This is a genomic window from Xanthomonas sp. LMG 12460 (assembly GCF_009192895.1).
GTDB classification, from domain to species: domain Bacteria; phylum Pseudomonadota; class Gammaproteobacteria; order Xanthomonadales; family Xanthomonadaceae; genus Xanthomonas_A; species Xanthomonas_A sontii.
Window position 1 is genome coordinate 45353 of the sequence record NZ_NKUH01000041.1, and the last position, 16196, is coordinate 61548.

At 69.4% G+C, this 16196-nt stretch carries 11 protein-coding genes and 1 other RNA gene; 5 read left to right on the plus strand and 7 right to left on the minus strand.

Features of this window, described 5'->3' with window-relative positions:
* Nucleotides 1-78: 78 nt before the first annotated feature.
* A complete protein-coding gene (locus CEK66_RS09510; protein ID WP_152236750.1) occupies nt 79-3189 on the plus strand; it encodes an efflux RND transporter permease subunit in 3111 nt (1036 codons plus the stop codon).
* A gap of 154 nt (nt 3190-3343) precedes the next feature.
* Here CEK66_RS09510 and CEK66_RS09515 read toward each other — a convergent pair whose 3' ends face one another.
* On the minus strand, nt 3344-4036 hold the full coding sequence (locus CEK66_RS09515) for a lectin (protein WP_226978556.1): 693 nt from the start codon (nt 4034-4036) through the stop codon (nt 3344-3346).
* Between the two features lie 214 nt (nt 4037-4250).
* Here CEK66_RS09515 and CEK66_RS09520 point away from each other — a divergent pair, with 214 nt between their 5' ends.
* A complete protein-coding gene (locus tag CEK66_RS09520; protein ID WP_152236751.1) occupies nt 4251-4757 on the plus strand; it encodes a hypothetical protein in 507 nt (168 codons plus the stop codon).
* 73 nt (nt 4758-4830) lie between these two features.
* Here CEK66_RS09520 and hmgA read toward each other — a convergent pair whose 3' ends face one another.
* The 3 genes from hmgA to hppD form a co-directional block, all read right to left on the minus strand.
* Nucleotides 4831-6129: a homogentisate 1,2-dioxygenase gene (hmgA, locus tag CEK66_RS09525; protein ID WP_152236752.1), complete on the minus strand. Its 1299-nt coding sequence runs from the start codon at nt 6127-6129 to the stop codon at nt 4831-4833.
* Between the two features lie 18 nt (nt 6130-6147).
* A complete protein-coding gene (locus tag CEK66_RS09530; protein WP_242004418.1) occupies nt 6148-6477 on the minus strand; it encodes an endonuclease domain-containing protein in 330 nt (109 codons plus the stop codon).
* A gap of 229 nt (nt 6478-6706) precedes the next feature.
* Nucleotides 6707-7774: a 4-hydroxyphenylpyruvate dioxygenase gene (hppD, locus tag CEK66_RS09535; RefSeq protein WP_152236777.1), complete on the minus strand. Its 1068-nt coding sequence runs from the start codon at nt 7772-7774 to the stop codon at nt 6707-6709.
* Between the two features lie 182 nt (nt 7775-7956).
* On the opposite strand from hppD, the gene CEK66_RS09540 reads away from it, so the two are divergent.
* Nucleotides 7957-8439 (plus strand): MarR family winged helix-turn-helix transcriptional regulator, encoded by a 483-nt coding sequence (locus CEK66_RS09540; protein ID WP_010341302.1) that lies wholly within the window; start codon nt 7957-7959, stop codon nt 8437-8439.
* A 144-nt stretch (nt 8440-8583) separates the two neighbouring features.
* On the opposite strand, the gene CEK66_RS09545 is transcribed toward CEK66_RS09540, so the two are convergent.
* The 3 genes from CEK66_RS09545 to CEK66_RS09555 form a co-directional block, all read right to left on the minus strand.
* Nucleotides 8584-9186, minus strand: coding sequence for a thioredoxin family protein (locus CEK66_RS09545; protein WP_152236754.1), 603 nt, complete (start codon nt 9184-9186; stop codon nt 8584-8586).
* Nucleotides 9187-9201: 15 nt separating this feature from the next.
* On the minus strand, nt 9202-10725 hold the full coding sequence (locus CEK66_RS09550) for an oligopeptide:H+ symporter (protein WP_152236755.1): 1524 nt from the start codon (nt 10723-10725) through the stop codon (nt 9202-9204).
* 294 nt (nt 10726-11019) lie between these two features.
* Nucleotides 11020-11931, minus strand: a complete 912-nt coding sequence (locus CEK66_RS09555) for a tryptophan 2,3-dioxygenase family protein (RefSeq protein ID WP_152236756.1) — start codon at nt 11929-11931, stop codon at nt 11020-11022.
* 192 nt (nt 11932-12123) lie between these two features.
* On the opposite strand from CEK66_RS09555, the gene CEK66_RS09560 reads away from it, so the two are divergent.
* Together CEK66_RS09560 and CEK66_RS09565 are read left to right on the plus strand one after the other, a co-directional pair.
* Nucleotides 12124-12199, plus strand: a non-coding RNA gene (locus CEK66_RS09560) — sX9 sRNA.
* 42 nt (nt 12200-12241) lie between these two features.
* Entirely contained in the window at nt 12242-15823 is a 3582-nt protein-coding gene (locus CEK66_RS09565; protein WP_152236757.1) for a lamin tail domain-containing protein, read from the plus strand.
* Nucleotides 15824-16196: the final 373 nt, after the last annotated feature.

Genomic DNA, 16196 nt, shown 5'->3' on the forward strand with positions numbered 1-16196 from the left:
CTCCATGCCGGATCCTCGAAAGACTGACACCGGGCGCGTACTGCGATTCCCGATTCCCCATTCCCCATTCCCTGCCCCATGAACATCTCCGCGCCCTTCATCCGCCGTCCCATCGGCACCGCGCTGCTGGCCATCGGCCTGTTCGTGATCGGCATGATGTGCTACCTGCGCCTGGGCGTGGCGGCGCTGCCGAACATCTCGATCCCGGTGATCTTCGTGCAGGCCAGCCAGGCCGGCGCCGATGCCTCGACCATGGCCGCCACGGTCACCGCGCCGCTGGAGCGGCACCTGGGCCAGGTGCCGGGCATCGACACCATGCGCTCCTCCAGCTCGGAGGGGAACAGCCAGGTGTTCATGGTGTTCCAGAGCAGCCGCAACATCGATTCGGCGGCGCAGGACGTGCAGACCGCGATCAACGCCGCGCAGGCCGACCTGCCCTCCGGCCTGGCCACGCCGCGCTACCAGAAGGCCAATCCCAACGACGACCCGGTCATCGCCATCGCCCTGACCTCGGACACGCAGTCGGCCGACGAGCTGTACAACGTCGCCGATTCGCTGCTGGCGCAGCGCCTGCGCCAGATCACCGGCGTGGCCTCGGTGGACATCGGCGGCGCCTCCACGCCGGCGGTGCGGGTGGACGTGAACCTGCGCGCGCTCAACGCCATGGGCCTGACCCCGGACGACCTGCGCAATGCGGTGCGCGCGGCCAACGTCACCTCGCCCACCGGCTTCCTCAGCGACGGCGCCACCACCACGGCCATCGTCGCCAACGACGCGGTGGCCAAGGCCGCCGACTTCGGCCAGGTGGTGATCAGCCAGCAACAGGGCCGCGCGGTGCGCCTGCGCGACATCGCCAACGTCTACGACGGCCAGCAGGACGCTTACCAGGCGGCCTGGTTCGGCGGCAAGCCGGCGGTGGTGATGTATGTGTTCACCCGCGCCGGCGCCAACATCGTGGAGACGGTGGACCGGGTCAAGGCCGAGATCCCGATGCTGCGCACCTACCTGCAGCCGGGCACGAAGATGACGGCGTACTTCGACCGCACGCCGACCATCCGCGCCTCGCTCAACGAGGTGCAGGCCACGCTGATGATCAGCCTGGCGATGGTGGTGCTGACCATGGCGCTGTTCCTGCGCCGGCTGGCGCCCACGCTGATCGCCGCGGCCACCGTGCCGCTGTCGTTGGCCGGCGCGGCGCTGGCGATGTACGTCATGGGGTTCACCCTCAACAACCTGAGCCTGCTGGCGCTGGTGATCGCGATCGGCTTCGTCGTCGACGATGCGATCGTGGTCATCGAGAACATCATGCGCCACCTCGACGAGGGCATGTCGCGGCTGGACGCGGCGCTGGCCGGCGCGCGCGAGATCGGCTTCACCATCGTCTCGATCACCGCCTCGCTGGTGGCGGTGTTCATTCCGATCCTGTTCGCCAGCGGCATGATCGGGGTGTTCTTCCGCGAGTTCACCGTCACCCTGGTCGCGGCGATCTGCGTCTCGGCGGTGGTCTCGCTGACGCTGACCCCGGCGCTGTGCAGCCGCTTCCTGTCCGCGCACGCCGAGCCGGAGCAACCCGGCCGCTTCGGCGCCTGGCTGGAGCGCACGCACGATCGCATGCTGCGCGTGTACACCGTGGCCCTGGACTTCTCGCTGCGCCACGCGCTGCTGCTGGCGCTGACCCCGCTGCTGCTGATCGCGGCCACGGTGTTCCTGGCCGGCGCGGTCAAGAAGGGCTCGTTCCCGGCGCAGGACACCGGCCTGATCTGGGGCCGCGCCACCTCCAGCGCCACCGTGTCCTTCGCCGACATGGTCAACCGCCAGCGCCGCATCACCGACATGCTGATGTCCGACCCTGCGGTGAAGATCGTCGGTGCGCGCCTGGGCAGCAGCCGCCAGGGCTCCAGCGCCAGCTTCAACATCGAGCTCAAGCGCCGCGACGAAGGCCGCACCGATACCACCGCGCAGGTGCTGGCGCGGCTCAGCGCCAAGGCCGACCGCTACCCCGACCTGCAGTTGCGCCTGCGCGCGATCCAGGACCTGCCCAGCGACGGTGGCGGCGGCACCAGCCAGGGCGCGCAGTACCGCGTCTCGCTGCAGGGCAACGACAACGCGCAGTTGCAGGAGTGGCTGCCCAAGCTGCAGGCCGCCCTGAAGCAGAACCCCAAGCTGCGCGACGTCGGCACCGACGTGGACAACGCCGGCCTGCGCCAGAACATCGTGATCGACCGCGCCCTGGCCGCGCGCCTGGGCGTGTCGATCGGCGCCATCGACGGCGCGCTGTACGGCGCGTTCGGCCAGCGCCAGATCTCCACCATCTACTCCGACCTCAACCAGTACAGCGTGGTGGTCAACGCGCTGCCGGACCAGACCGCCACGCCGGCGGCGCTGAACCGCATCTACGTGCCCACCCGCAACGGCACGATGATCCCGCTGACCGCGGTGGCGCATCAGGTGCCGGGGCTGGCGCCGTCGCAGATCACGCACATGAACCAGTACACGACCATGGACCTGAGCTACAACCTGGCGCCAGGCGTGAGCACCGGCGAGGGCGATGCGATCATCGCCGCCACCGTGGCCGGGCTGCGCATGCCCGGCGACATCCGTATCGCCGACGGCGGCGGCTTCGGCGTGCAGCTGCAGCCGAACTCGATGCTGGTACTGGTGCTGGCCGCGATCGTGGTGGTCTACATCGTGCTGGGCATGCTCTACGAGAGCCTGGTGCACCCGGTGACCATTCTCTCCACGCTGCCGGCCGCCGGCATGGGCGCGCTGCTGGCGCTGTGGGTCACCGGCACCGAGCTGTCGGTGATCTCGATGATCGCGCTGGTGCTGCTGATCGGCATCGTCAAGAAGAACGCGATCATGATGATCGACTTCGCCCTGGTCGCCGAGCGCGAGCACGGCAAGACCCCGCTGGAGGCCGCGCGCGAAGCCTGCATCGTGCGCTTCCGCCCGATCATGATGACCACGATGGTGGCGATCCTGGCCGCGGTGCCGCTGGCGGTGGGCCTGGGCGAAGGCTCGGAGCTGCGCCGCCCGCTCGGCATCGCGATGATCGGCGGCCTGCTGATCTCGCAGAGCCTGACCCTGCTCAGCACCCCGGCGCTGTACGTGATCTTCTCCTGCCTGCGCGAACGCTGGTACGCCCGTCGCGCGCGCCGGCGCGAGCGGCGGCAGCTGCGGTTGGCCTGAAGGCCGGGAATCGGGAATAGAGAATGGGGAATCGGAAAAGCGAGGAGCAAAGAGCGGTCATGCGCCACTGAGGCGAAAGCGGCACCAGCTGCCTCAGTCACTCGACCCTCATGCTCTTCCCATTCCCCACTCCCGATTCCCTATTCCCGGCTTCTCAGCCACATCCTTCCACATAATCCACCTGCGGCGGCAGGCCCACGCGCCAGGCGACGGCCTTGCCGGCTGCGTCGGTCTCGAACACCAGCACGCCAGGCTGGCCGGACTCGCCGCGCACGCGCAGCATCTTGGCGCCTTCGACGTACTTGTGCGGCTGCTCTTCCACGCGACCGGCGTACAGCGCGCGCAGTTGCGCCAGGTCCATGCCGACCTTGCCGCCGCCGGGCGCGGTCTCCTTGGGGGTGCGCACGTCGTAGCGCACCAACTTGTCGTCTTCGATCATCAGGCCGAACCGGTTGTTGCCCTTGGCCCAGCGCGGACGCAGCACGTAGCAGCTGCTGCCGGCGCTGGGCTGGCCGTCGAGCTCGCCGCCCCAGGCGGCGCGTGCCTGCGCCGCCGACATGCCCAGGCGCAGGTCGCCATAGCCATCGATGCGGGCCAGTTGCCGGTCGTCCGCGGCCAGTTCCGGCGGCAGCGCCGAGGCCGGCGCCTGTGCCGGCGGCACGTCGCTATCGGGCTGGTCGATGTCCGGCGGCGGCAAGGCGCCGTCGTCGGCCGTGGCGGGTGCCGCGGTCGGCGCCTGCGCCGGCGCAGACGGTGCGGGAGGCGCGGCTGGCGGCGCGGGCGGCTGCCGGTCGCAGGCGGCGAGCGCGAGCAGCAACACCGCCACGCCTGGTTGAATCGGCTTCATCGCACTTCCTCGCTGGACCAGCGCATAGGCTAGCGTGCATGCCCTCGCCCTGCACGGCAGCGGCGACCCACTGCCAGGCATGCCGCGTCCCGGACCAGGCGTTCGACCACGTCGACGGCGTGCCGCTTGCCGGCACTGACACGCCGACGCATCGCCCCTGTCATCGGCATTTCACCGCGCTGCGCCACGCTGCGCGCCTACCGACCCCGCCGCCATGCACCCGCGCAAGACCGCCCTCGCCCTTGCGGCACTGCAATCGCACGATGCGCCGCTGGACATGCGCCAGCGACGCGTGCTGATCCTGGCCGACGGCCAGCGCAGCGTCGAGGAACTGGCCACGCTGGGCGGCCGCGGCGCCGATGCGATCGTGCAGGGGCTGCTGGAGCAGGGCTACCTGGACGATGGGCGCAGCGTCGCCGCCGCAACGGTGGTCGCGAGCGCGCCACCACCACCGGCCGACCCGCGTCGCGCCCTGCTCAATGCACGCATGTATCTGCTGGACCTGCTGCAACTGCAGCGGCATCCGGCCTCGCCTGCCCTGCAGCTGCAGTTGCGCGCCGCGCGCGAGGAGCAGGACACCCTGCGCGCGATCGCGCTGGCGCTGCGCACCATGCCGGAGATGACCTCCGAGCGCTACGCGCAGCGCATCCGCGAGCGCGTGCTGGAGATCCTGCCGGCATCGCTGCACGGCGCGCTGACGGCCGCGGCGGAGGCCGCCTGACGGGCAGCGCCGCCGTGCGTCGCAGCGGCAGTCCCGGCAGCAGCCTGAGCGACGCGGCCGCGCCGGCGCCCGCTCAGGGCGCGCGGAAGTGCCGGCGCAGGCCCTGCCAGCACTGCTGGTAGTCGCGCTGGCGATGCGCGGCGTCCAGCGCCTGTGCGGTCGGGCGCAGCACCGCACGGGTCTCGAACATGAAGGCCATGGTGTCGGCGATGACGTCCGGCCGCGACAGGTCGGCCTGCGAGGCCTTGTCGAAGGTGGCCGCATCCGGGCCGTGCCCGCTCATGCAGTTGTGCAGCGACGCGCCGCCCGGGGCGAAGCCGTCGGCCTTGGCATCGTAGACGCCGTGCACCAGGCCCATGAACTCGCTGGCCACGTTGCGGTGGAACCACGGCGGCCGGAAGGTGTGCTGCGCCACCAACCAGCGCGGCGGGAAGATCGCGAAATCCATGTTGGCGGTGCCGGGCGTGTCACTGGGCGCGGTCAGCACGGTGAAGATGCTGGGATCGGGATGGTCGAAACTGATCGAGCCGATGGTGTTGAAGCGGCGCAGGTCGTACTTGTACGGCGCGTAGTTGCCGTGCCAGGCAACCACGTCCAGCGGCGAATGCCCGATCGGCGCGCGCCACAGATGGCCCTGGAACTTGGCGATCAGTGCGAAGTCGCCCTCGTCTTCCTGGTAGGCGGCGACCGGCGTGAGGAAATCGCGTGGGTTGGCCAGGCCGTTGGCGCCGATCGGCCCCAGGTCGGGCAGCCGCAGCAGGCCGCCGAAGTTCTCGCACACGTAGCCGCGCGCGGGGCCGTCGGGCAGTTCCACGCGGAAGCGCACGCCGCGCGGGATCACCGCGATTTCCTGCGGCGCCACTTCCAGCGTGCCCAGTTCGGTGCACAGGCGCAGTCGGCCGAGCTGCGGGACCAACAGCAGTTCCGCATCGGCGTTGTAGAAGAACCGGCCCTGCATCGACGCGTTGGCCGCATACAGGTGCACCGCCACGCCATGCTGCGCCTCGGCCGAGCCGTTGCCGGCCATGGTGTACAGGCCGTCGACGAAGTCCACCGGCGTCTCCGGCAGCGGCAACGGGCTCCAGCGCAACTGGTCCGGCGGCACCTGACCGCGCTGGAAGTCGTTGTGGAACGCGCCGGCACGGTCGTAAGCGACGAAGCCGCCGTGCATCACCGCCGGCCGAATGCGATACAGCCAGCTGCGCCGGTTGGCGCCGCGCGGCGCGGTGAACGCGGTGCCCGACAACTGCTCGGCGTACAGGCCGTGGGCCACGCGCTGCGGCGAGTTCTGCCCGACCGGCAACGCGCCGGGCACCGCCTCGGTGGCGAATTCGTTGCCGAAGCCGGACATGTAGCGATGATGGTCATGCATATGCTTGAGCCTTGGATATCAAGCCCCTCTCCCACCGGGAGAGGGGTTGGGGTGAGGGTACGGCGACCCAGTGGCGTCGCAAATCACCTGGATCACGGCATCGATCGAAAGCAGTACGTCATTGTTCCAGAAGCGCATGACCCGCCAGCCTTGCGATGCCAGCCAACGCGTTCTTGTGGCATCGCATGGTTCGGTATGTTGCGCGCCGTCGATTTCGACAATCAGCTTTGCCGCCACACAACAGAAATCTGCGACATACGGTGGGATCGGGTACTGACGCCGGAACTTGGCACCTTGCAACTGTCCGCTTCTCAGACAACGCCATAGTGCGCGCTCGGCGTCGGTCATGGTGCGACGTAGGTGGCGTGCGTGTGCCAGTGTCGATGTGGGTAGTGGCGGTTTGATCGTCATGACCCCACCGTACCCTCACCCCAACCCCTCTCCCGGTGGGAGAGGGGCTAAAGCTGCTGTCGGAAGTCTCCGCGATGCGCCGTCAGGACCTGTCCTGGCCGCGCGCGTCCACTCGCGTCGAGCATCCGCTGTCTGCCAGCCTCCGCGCGCCGCCCGCGTTCCGCCCTCAGAGCACGCCGCGCTTCATCTGGTCGCGCTCGATGCTCTCGAACAGCGCCTGGAAGTTGCCTTCGCCGAAGCCCTCGTTGCCCTTGCGCTGGATGATCTCGAAGAAGATCGGGCCGATGCAGTTCTGGGTGAAGATCTGCAGCAGCTTGCGCTGCTTGGTTTCCAGGTCGGCGTCGATCAGGATCTTGTTGCGCGCCAGCCGCGCCACGTCCTCGCCGTGATTGGGGATGCGCTGGTCGATCACCTCGAAATAGGTGTCCGGCGTGTCCAGGAACTCGACACCGGCCGCGCGCATGCGCTCGACGGTCTCGTAGATGTCGTCGGTGAAGCAGGCGATGTGCTGGATGCCTTCGCCGCGGTAGGCGTCCAGGTACTCGTTGATCTGGCTCTTCGGATCGGACGATTCGTTGAGCGGGATGCGCACCACGCCGTCCGGCGCGGTCATCGCCTTGGACACCAGCCCGGTCTTGGCGCCCTTGATGTCGAAGTAGCGGATCTCGCGGAAGTTGAACAGCCGCTCGTAGTAGTCCGACCAGCGCTGCATGTTGCCGAAGTACAGGTTGTGGGTAAGGTGGTCGATGAAGGTCAGGCCGAAACCGGCCGGATGCTGCTCGGCACCGGGCACCGGCTCGAACTCGGTGTACACCGAGCCCTTCTCGCCGTACTGGTCGACCAGGTACAGCATGCAGTCGCCGATGCCCTTGACCACCGGCGCCGGCACCGCGCGGGTGTCGGCCTTGTCGGCGATCGCTTCGCCGCCGTTCTCCAGCACCTTGGCGAACACCTCGTCGGCCGGGTGCCGGAAGCGGATCGCGAAGCCGCAGGCGCAGGGGCCGTGCGCGGCAGCGAAATCGGCGGCGAAGGAGTCCGGTTCCTCGTTGACCAGGAAGTTGACCCCGCCCTGGCGGTACACGGTGATCGCGCGCTGGCGATGGCGCAGCACCGCGGTGAAGCCCATGCTGCGGAAGTACGCGTGCAACTGCTCGCCCTGCCCGGTCGGCGCGGCGAATTCCACGAACTCGAAACCGTCGATGCCCATCGGGTTCTCGAAGGTGGTGACCTGCATGCCAAGGTTGGTCGGCTGCGACGGATGCTGCGCTTGTGCATTCATGACGCGTCTCCTGGAGGGGGGAGTCGCGGCGGCCGGGCCGAAATTTCGGATGCGGACGGGCGCCAGACTCGCGAGAATGGACCGTAGTATCCTCCGTTATAGTTACAAGTGAAACCACCAGCAAGGTGCAATGCAGCATGACGATCGCCACGCCCGCTCCCACGCCCGACTCGCCTTCCCTGGATCTGGAACGGTTCCTGCCGTACCGGATCAGCGTGCTGTCCAACCGTATCAGCAGCAACATCGCCCGCGTCTACGGCGAGCGCTACGGCATGGCGGTGACCGAGTGGCGGGTGATGGCGGTGCTGGCGCTGTATCCGGGGCTGTCGGCCGGCGAGGTCTCCGAGCGCACCGCGATGGACAAGGTGGCGGTGAGCCGGGCGGTGGCGCGGCAGCTGGAGCGTGGCTTCATCCAGCGCGAGACCCACGGCGACGACCGCCGCCGCTCGGTGCTGCACCTGACCGCGGCCGGGGTGGAGGTATACCAGGTGGTGGCGCCGATGGTGCTGGAATGCGAGCGGCGCCTGCTGGCGCCCTTCAGCGAGGACGAGCAGCGGCTGCTGAACCGGCTGATCGACCGCCTGGCAGCCGAGGGCCTACCGAGCATGACCGGGCGCTGAGGCGCCGGGGCCCGTGACACCGGGGCCTCAAACACCGGAGGAGCGGCTTCATCCGCGACCGGGCATTCCTTGGAAGCCCGGTCGCGGCTGATCCCACAAAAGGAGACAAGAGCCGCTCCTACGAGAATTGCGCTTCGCCGCCGCTCAGGCCTTGGGCGGCGCCCATTCCTTGAGGAAGTCCGAGAACTTCCTGCGGTCGTAGTCCTTGCCCTTCTGCAGGTCGGCGAGTATCTGCGAGTGCAGCAGCTTGCCGTCGGCGTCGAGCACCAGCAGGTGCGGGAAGTCGACGATCTTCGGGTACTGCGCCATGAACGCCTCGTTCTTGTTGGCGTCGCTGACGTTGACCTTGACCCAGACGAAGTTGGCGTCGCGGAAGCTGCGCAGTTCCGCATCGCCCTCGATGAAGGTGTCCAGGGTGTGGCACCAGTCGCACGCCTCGTTGCCCACGTCGAGCAGGATGCGCTTGCCGCCGCGCTTGGCCTCGACCATGGCGGTGTCCAGGTCGTCGGCCGGATTGCGCTGCGGATCGAACTGCGCGCCCAGGGCCTTGGCCGCGGCCACGTCGGCGGCGGCCGGGGTATTGCCCGAGGCCACCGGCTGGCTGGGGTCGGCCACCGGCGGCTTCTGCACCGAGGTGTCCAGCGGCTTGGCCGGCGCCTGCGCGTCGGGCGGCGCCGCGGTCTGCCCGCACGCGCTCAGCGCCAGCATCGCCGCCAGGGCAGCGCAGATCGTCTTGTTCATCGCCATTGCGTCGTCCTCAGGTTACTTCACACCGTGCATCAGCTTGCTGATCAGCGGCGCGATCAGGAACAGCACCACGCCGGCGCCCAGCAGCGCCCAGAAGCCGAAGGTATACCCGCCCAGCGCGGACGACACGGTCATGCCGCCTTCGCCGCTGACATGGCTGGCGAAGATGCCGGACAGGTTGTTGCCGATGCCGGTGGACAGGAACCAGCCGCCCATGCCGAAGCCGACCAGCCGCACCGGTGCCAGCTTGGTCACCATCGACAGCCCGATCGGCGACAGGCACAGCTCGCCCACCGACTGGATGACGTAGACCATGAACAGGGTCCAGAACGGGATCTTGCCGGCGTCGTTGACCAGGCTCGACAGCGCGAACATCAGCAGCAGGAAGGCCAGGCCGTTGAACACCAGGCCGAGCGCGAACTTGCGCGAGATCGAGGGATTGAAGCGGCCGGCCTTGACCCAGATCCAGGCGATGACCGGCGCCAGGGTGATGATCGCCAGCGAGTTGACCGACTGGAACCACGCGGTCGGGAAGGTCCAGTCGCCGAACTGGCGGTTGACGATCTCGTCGGCGAGGAAGGTGAAGGAACTGCCGGCCTGCTCGAAGAACATCCAGAACAGCACGTTGAAGGCGAAGATGATCAGCATCGCGATGACCTTGTCGCGCGCCACCTTGCCGTTGCGGATGCCCTCCACCAGCAACATGATCGCCAGCGCCACGAACATGGTGCTGAGGATCCACTGCAGCACTTCGGCGCCGGCGGCCAGCGCCAGGTACACCGCCGGGACCGCCACCAGCATGCCCAGCAGCACGTAGACCACGCGCATGCCGCCGGCACCGCCCGGCAACGGCGCACCGATGCCCTTGAGCTGGCGGCGGCCGAACCAGAACCACACCAGGCTGATCAGCATGCCGATGCCCGAGGCGATGAACACCATCTTGTAGGACGGCATCGCTTCGGTGCCGAACACCTTCTCGGCCAGCTGCTGGGTCAGCCACGGCGCGATCATCGCGCCCAGGTTGATGCCCATGTAGAAGATGGTGAAGCCGCTGTCGCGGCGCGGATCGGCGGCGCTGTACAGCTTGCCGACCATGGTCGAAATGTTGGGTTTGAACAGGCCGTTGCCGACCACCACGGTGGCCAGGCCCAGTTCGAAGATCTGCGGGTTGGGCACGGAGATCAGGAACAGGCCGGTGGACATCACCGCCGCACCGACCAGGATCGAGCGCTGGTAGCCGAGCACCCGGTCGGCGATGTAGCCGCCGAAGATCGCCGCCGCGTACACCAGTGCCAGGTAGGCGCCGTAGGTGGCGCTGGCCGCGGCCTGGCCCGAACCCTGGCCGCCATGGAACTGCGCCACGATGTACAGCACCAGCGCCCAGCGAATGCCGTAGAACGCGAAGCGCTCCCAGAACTCGGTCATGAACAGCATCCACAGCGGACGCGGATGCCCCAGCAGGGTCTTGAATTCGGGCGGTTGCGCTGACGGCGGCTGCGGTGAGGCGGGGTGGTTCGACGCGACGACGTCAACGCTCATGCGGTGTTCCCTTGCGTATTCAGGATGGGCTGGGGCGGTGCGTCCGGCCAGGCCGGGCAACGGGCGAGGATCACCGAGCGACGGCGTGGCGTCAAATGCGTGGTGGGGCCGGGACTCGGGACCCGGAGCCCGGGACCCGGAAAGGCGGGCGCTCGAAGGCCAGGGATTCCGGGCGAGAAGGCGATGTGCGCATGCGGTACGCCAGCCTCCGCGCGGCGCGCCACGCGGAAAGACCAACGCCTCCGACCACGACGCAGCGCAGCAAGGCCGAGCGGCGCCTGCCCGCGCGCTCCACTACGGCGCTTGCGACGCCCCACCCGGGTCCCGGGTCCCGAGTCCCGGGTCCCGGCTCTCCAGCCCCACCGAGGTCCGCACCTCGAACAGCTCCGGAAAGAAGGTCAGCGCCAGCGCCTGCTGCAGGAAGCCGACGCCGCTGGAGCCGCCGGTGCCGCGCTTGAAGCCGATCACCCGCATCACCGTGCGCATGTGGCGGAAGCGCCACAGCTGGAACTGGGTCTCCAGGTCCACCAGGTCCTCGCACAGCGCGTACTCGCGCCAGTAGCGGTCGGTGTTCTCGTAGATGCGCTCGAACACCGGGCGCAGCAGCGGGTCGCTGACGTGCGGCTGGCGCCAGTCGCGGGCGTGGTACGGCGCCGGCACCGCGTGGCCGAAGCGGGCCAGGTAGCGCAGGAACTCCTCGTACAGGCTGGGCGCCTCCAGCACCGCCTGCAGCGCCGCCTGGCCCTGCGGGTCGTGGTCGAACACCGGCAGCATCTGCGCGTTCTTGTTGCCGAGCATGAATTCGATGGTGCGGTACTGCAGCGACTGGAAGCCGGAGGACGGACCCAGCACGTCGCGGAAGCCCATGTACTCGGACGGGGTCAGGGTCTCCAGCACCGACCACTGCTCGGTCAGCAGGCGCAGCACCTGCTTGCTGCGCGCCAGCACCTTGCGGCACTGCCACACCTGGTCGCGCTGCAGGTGCGCGATCGCCGCGCCCAGCTCATGCGCCAGCAGCTTGAGCCACAGCTCGGAGGTCTGGTGCTGGACGATGAACAGCAGTTCGTCGTGGTGCGGCGGGTTCGACAGCGGCTGCTGCGCCGACAGCAGCCGGTCCAGGCGCAGATAGCCGCCGTAGGTCAGGCGGCCTTCCAGGTCGGTGTGGATGCCGGCTTCGAGCGGGCGCTGGTTCTGTTCGACGGGCATGGGCGGCGTGGGCGTTCCGGGCCGGCAAGGGTACCGCAGCGACGAATGTCACACATTCGTCAGCACCGGCTGACAAACTCCGGCACAATCGTCGGCGGCGCCTGGGGGGCGCCGTCACGTTATCTGCGTAAGAGCGGCAAACCAAACTACTGCGCAGCCACCAGGCGGGCGCGGACGGTGCTCGGAATCCTCATGTACCACTCGTACACTGCGGTTCCTCCGCGCCGTCCGCACCCACCTGGCGACTGCTCGCTACGTTTCGTTCGCCACTCTTAAGTCCACGTCTTCAAGGATTGGGGAGATCTTGTTCATGCGAACCATGCTGCTTCGAGCTGCAGTGTTGTCATGCGCGCTGGGTTGTGCCGGGTACGCCCAGGCCCAGGTGGTCATCAGCCAGGTCTATGGCGGTGGCGGCAACAGCGGCGCCACCTACAAAAGCGATTTCGTCGAATTGCACAACAACGGCAGCGAGGCGGTGAGCCTGGCCGGCTGGTCGGTGCAGTACGCCTCGGCCGCCGGCAGCAGCTGGCAGGTCACCACGCTCAGCGGCAGCATCGCGCCGGGCGGCTACTACCTGGTCAAACAGGCCGACGGCAGCGGCGGCAGCACCGCGCTGCCCACGCCCGACGCCACCGGCACCATCGCCATGAGCGGCAGCGCCGGCAAGATCGCGCTGAGCAAGAGCAGCGCCGCGCTGAGCGGCGCCTGCCCGGCCGGCAACGCCGACTTCGTCGGCTACGGCAGCAGCGCCAGCTGCGCCGAGGGCAGCGCCCCGACCGCCGCGCCCAGCAACACCCTGGCGGTGCTGCGCGGCAACGGCGGCTGCAGCGACAGCGACAACAACAACGCCGACTTCGCCACCGGCGCGCCGACCCCGCGCAACAGCGCCGCGCCGGTCAGCCTGTGCGGCGGCGGCAACCAGCCGGTGGCCAGCGTGGCCAACGTCAGCCGCGCCGAAGGCGACAGCGGCAGCAGCGCATTCGTGTTCACGGTGACGCTGAGCCAGCCGGCCGGTAGCGCCGGTGTGACTTTCACCGTCGCCACCCGCGACGGCACCGCCACTGCCGGCAGCGACTACCAGGCACTGGCCGCGACCCAGGTGACCATCCCGGCCGGCGAAAGCAGCGCCGAGGTGCGCGTGCTGGTCAACGGCGACACCAGCAACGAACCCGACGAGACCTTCTACCTCGACATCACCGGCGTCAGCGGTGCGCTGCCGTCCACGCTGACCGCCAGCGGGGTGATCCTCAACGACGACTTCAACCTGGTGCCGATCCACAGCATCCAGGGCAGCGGCGCGCGCTCGCCGCTGGTCGGCCAGGTGGTCGCCACCAGCGGCATCGTCACCGCGCGGCGCAGCGCCGGCTTCTTCCTGCAGACGCCCGACGCCCAGGCCGACGCCGACCCGCTCACCTCCGAGGGCATCTACGTCTACACCGGCAGTGCGCCGCCGGCCGAGGCCGCGGTGGGCAATTCGGTGCGGGTGCAGGCCACGGTGGTCGAATACGTGCCCAGCACCGACCCCAGCCAGCCGCCGCTGACCGAACTGACCGCGCCGACGGTGCTGCTGCAGTCCACCGGCAATCCGCTGCCGGCCGCGGTCGAGCTGACCACCCGTTTCCCCGACCCGAACGGCGCCTACGACCAGCTCGAGCGCCTGGAAGGCATGCGCGTCACCGTGCCCAGCCTGACCGTCAACACGCCGACCCTGGGCAACGTCAACGAGACCAACGCCAGCGCCACCAGCAATGGCGTGTTCCATGCCGTGGTCACCGGCCTGCCGCGCGCCTGGCGCACCGCCGGCGTGCAGCAGCCCGACGCGCTGCCGGCCGGCTCGCCGGCCGATGTGCCGCGCTGGAACACCAGCCCGCAGGTGTTCGCGGTCGGCAGCGCCGGCCTCGGCGGCCAGCGCATCGACGTGGCCGCCGGCTGCACCGTGCTCGGCGTCAGCGGCCCGCTGGACTACAGCTTCCGCCGCTACACCATCTACCCGGAAACCGCGCCCACCGTGCAGTGCGACGGCGCCGACCAGCCCAAGGCCGCCCCCGCGCCGCAGGCCGACGACGTCAACATCGCCACCTACAACATGGAGCGCTTCTTCGACGACCAGAACGATCCGGCGATCGGCGAACCGGTGCTGACCGCGGCCGCCTACCAGGCGCGCCTCAACAAGGCCTCGCTGGCGATCCGCAACTACCTCAACACCCCCGACATCCTCGGCACGGTGGAGATCGAGAACCTGAGCGTGCTGCAGACCCTGGCCGACCGCGTCAACCGCGACGCGGTCGCCGCCGGCCAGCCCGATCCGCAGTACGTGGCCTACCTGCAGGAAGGCAACGACGTGGGCGGCATCGACGTCGGCTTCCTGGTCAAGACCGCGCAGGTCGGCGCCGGCATCGCCCGCGTCGAGGTGGTCTCGGTGAGCCAGGAAGGCAAGGCCGCCACCTGGACCGAGCCCAGCGGCACCGTCAGCCTGCTCAACGACCGTCCGCCGCTGCTGCTGAAGGCGGTGGTGCATTTCGCCGACGGCCGTGCGCTGCCGCTGACCGTGGTCGAGGTGCACCAGCGTTCGCTCAACGGCGCCGAGACCGACGACGCCAGCGGCCAGCGCATCCGCGCCAAGCGCCAGGCGCAGGCGGTGTTCCTGGCCAACCTGCTGCAGGCGCGCCAGACCGCCGATCCGACCGAGCAGTTGCTGGTGATGGGCGACTTCAACGCCTTCGAGTTCAACGACGGCTACGTCGATGCGATGGGCACCATCACCGGCCTGCCGGCGCCCGACGCGCAGACCGTGGTCGGCGGCGACGGCGCCACCCTGGTCGATCCGGCGCTGTACAACCTGACCCTGCTGTCGACGCCGGACCAGAGCTACTCCTACGCCTACGACGGCAACGTGCAATCGCTGGACCACATCCTGGCCAACCGTGCGCTGATGCGCTCGGCGCAGATCGCCGGTCTCAGCGAAGCCCATGCGCGGCTCAACGCCGACTTCCCGGCCGTGGCCCGCAACGACGCCAACTCGCCGGCGCGGCTGTCCGACCACGACCCGGCGGTGGTGCTGATCAAGCTCAAGCCGCTGGAGCGCGCCGACCTGAGCCTGCGCGTGAGCGCCGCCAACGCGTCGGTCTATGCCGGCGACACCATCCGCTACAGCGTCACCCTGGCCAACGCCGGTCCGGACGCGGCGCGTGCGGCGGCAGTCGCCTTCGCCCTGGACGCGGCGGTGGCCCCGAGCGTGACCGCCGCCCCGGGCTGGGACTGCGCCGCGCCGGAGGTGGCTGCGCAGACCGTGGTCACCTGCAGCACCGCGCAGTTCGCCGCCGGCACCACGCCGCGCTTCGAGGTGGCGGTGCCGGCCGGCACCGCCCTGGTCGGGCGCAGCCTGAGCCTGGCCGCATCGGTGGCCTCGCAGACCGAGGACCCCAACCCCGGCGACAACGGCGGCGGCGCCACCGTGGCGGTGCAGGCGCGTCCGGCCGGCGACCTGGCGGTGTCGATCGACGGCCCGGCCACCCTGCCGTTCTTCGCCTTCTTCGCCGACTACCGCATCGACGTGCGCAACCACGGCAATGCGCCGGTGCAGGGCGCCAGCCTGGAGATCGACGGCAGCACCCTGTCCGCCCTGACCGCGCTGGTGCCGCCGCGCGGCTGGCAGTGCGTGCGGCAGAACCACGGCCTGCGCAGCGCGCGCTTCCAGTGCCGCAGCGGCGCCGACCTGGCGCCGGGCGCCAGCGCCGCGTTCCGCCTGAGCCTGGCGACACGGCCGCTGCCGGCCGACCGCCAGATCGTGATCGGCGCCAGCGCCGGGTCGACCTCGGCCGATGCCGACCCGAGCGACAACAGCGCGCGCTTGAGCACCCGCGTGGAGGGGCTGCGCCTGTTCGGCCGCTGATCGCGGCAAGCGGTGCAGACGAAAGGGCGTGGCCGCAAGGCCACGCCCTTTTTGCTTGGGGCAACGCCACCCGGCGCCGATCACGCGCTGCCGAAAGCGCTATCGCGCAGGAGCGGCGTCAGCCTCGATGGGGGATTCCCGGTAACGCCCGTCGCGGCTGAAGCCGCTGTTACGAGGCGACGTCCATGCGGCTTGAGGGTGCGTAGCGGGCGATGCGCGATGCCCTTCCGCTGCTGCTGCACGTGTACGCCTTCTGTCCTTGTCCGACACCCTCGCCTCCAGCGCGCGCACCGCACCGCTGGCATGTACCACCGCCACCGGTGGACACCCACGCGCACATGAACGGCATGCATCGCAGTGCAACATCGGCGAT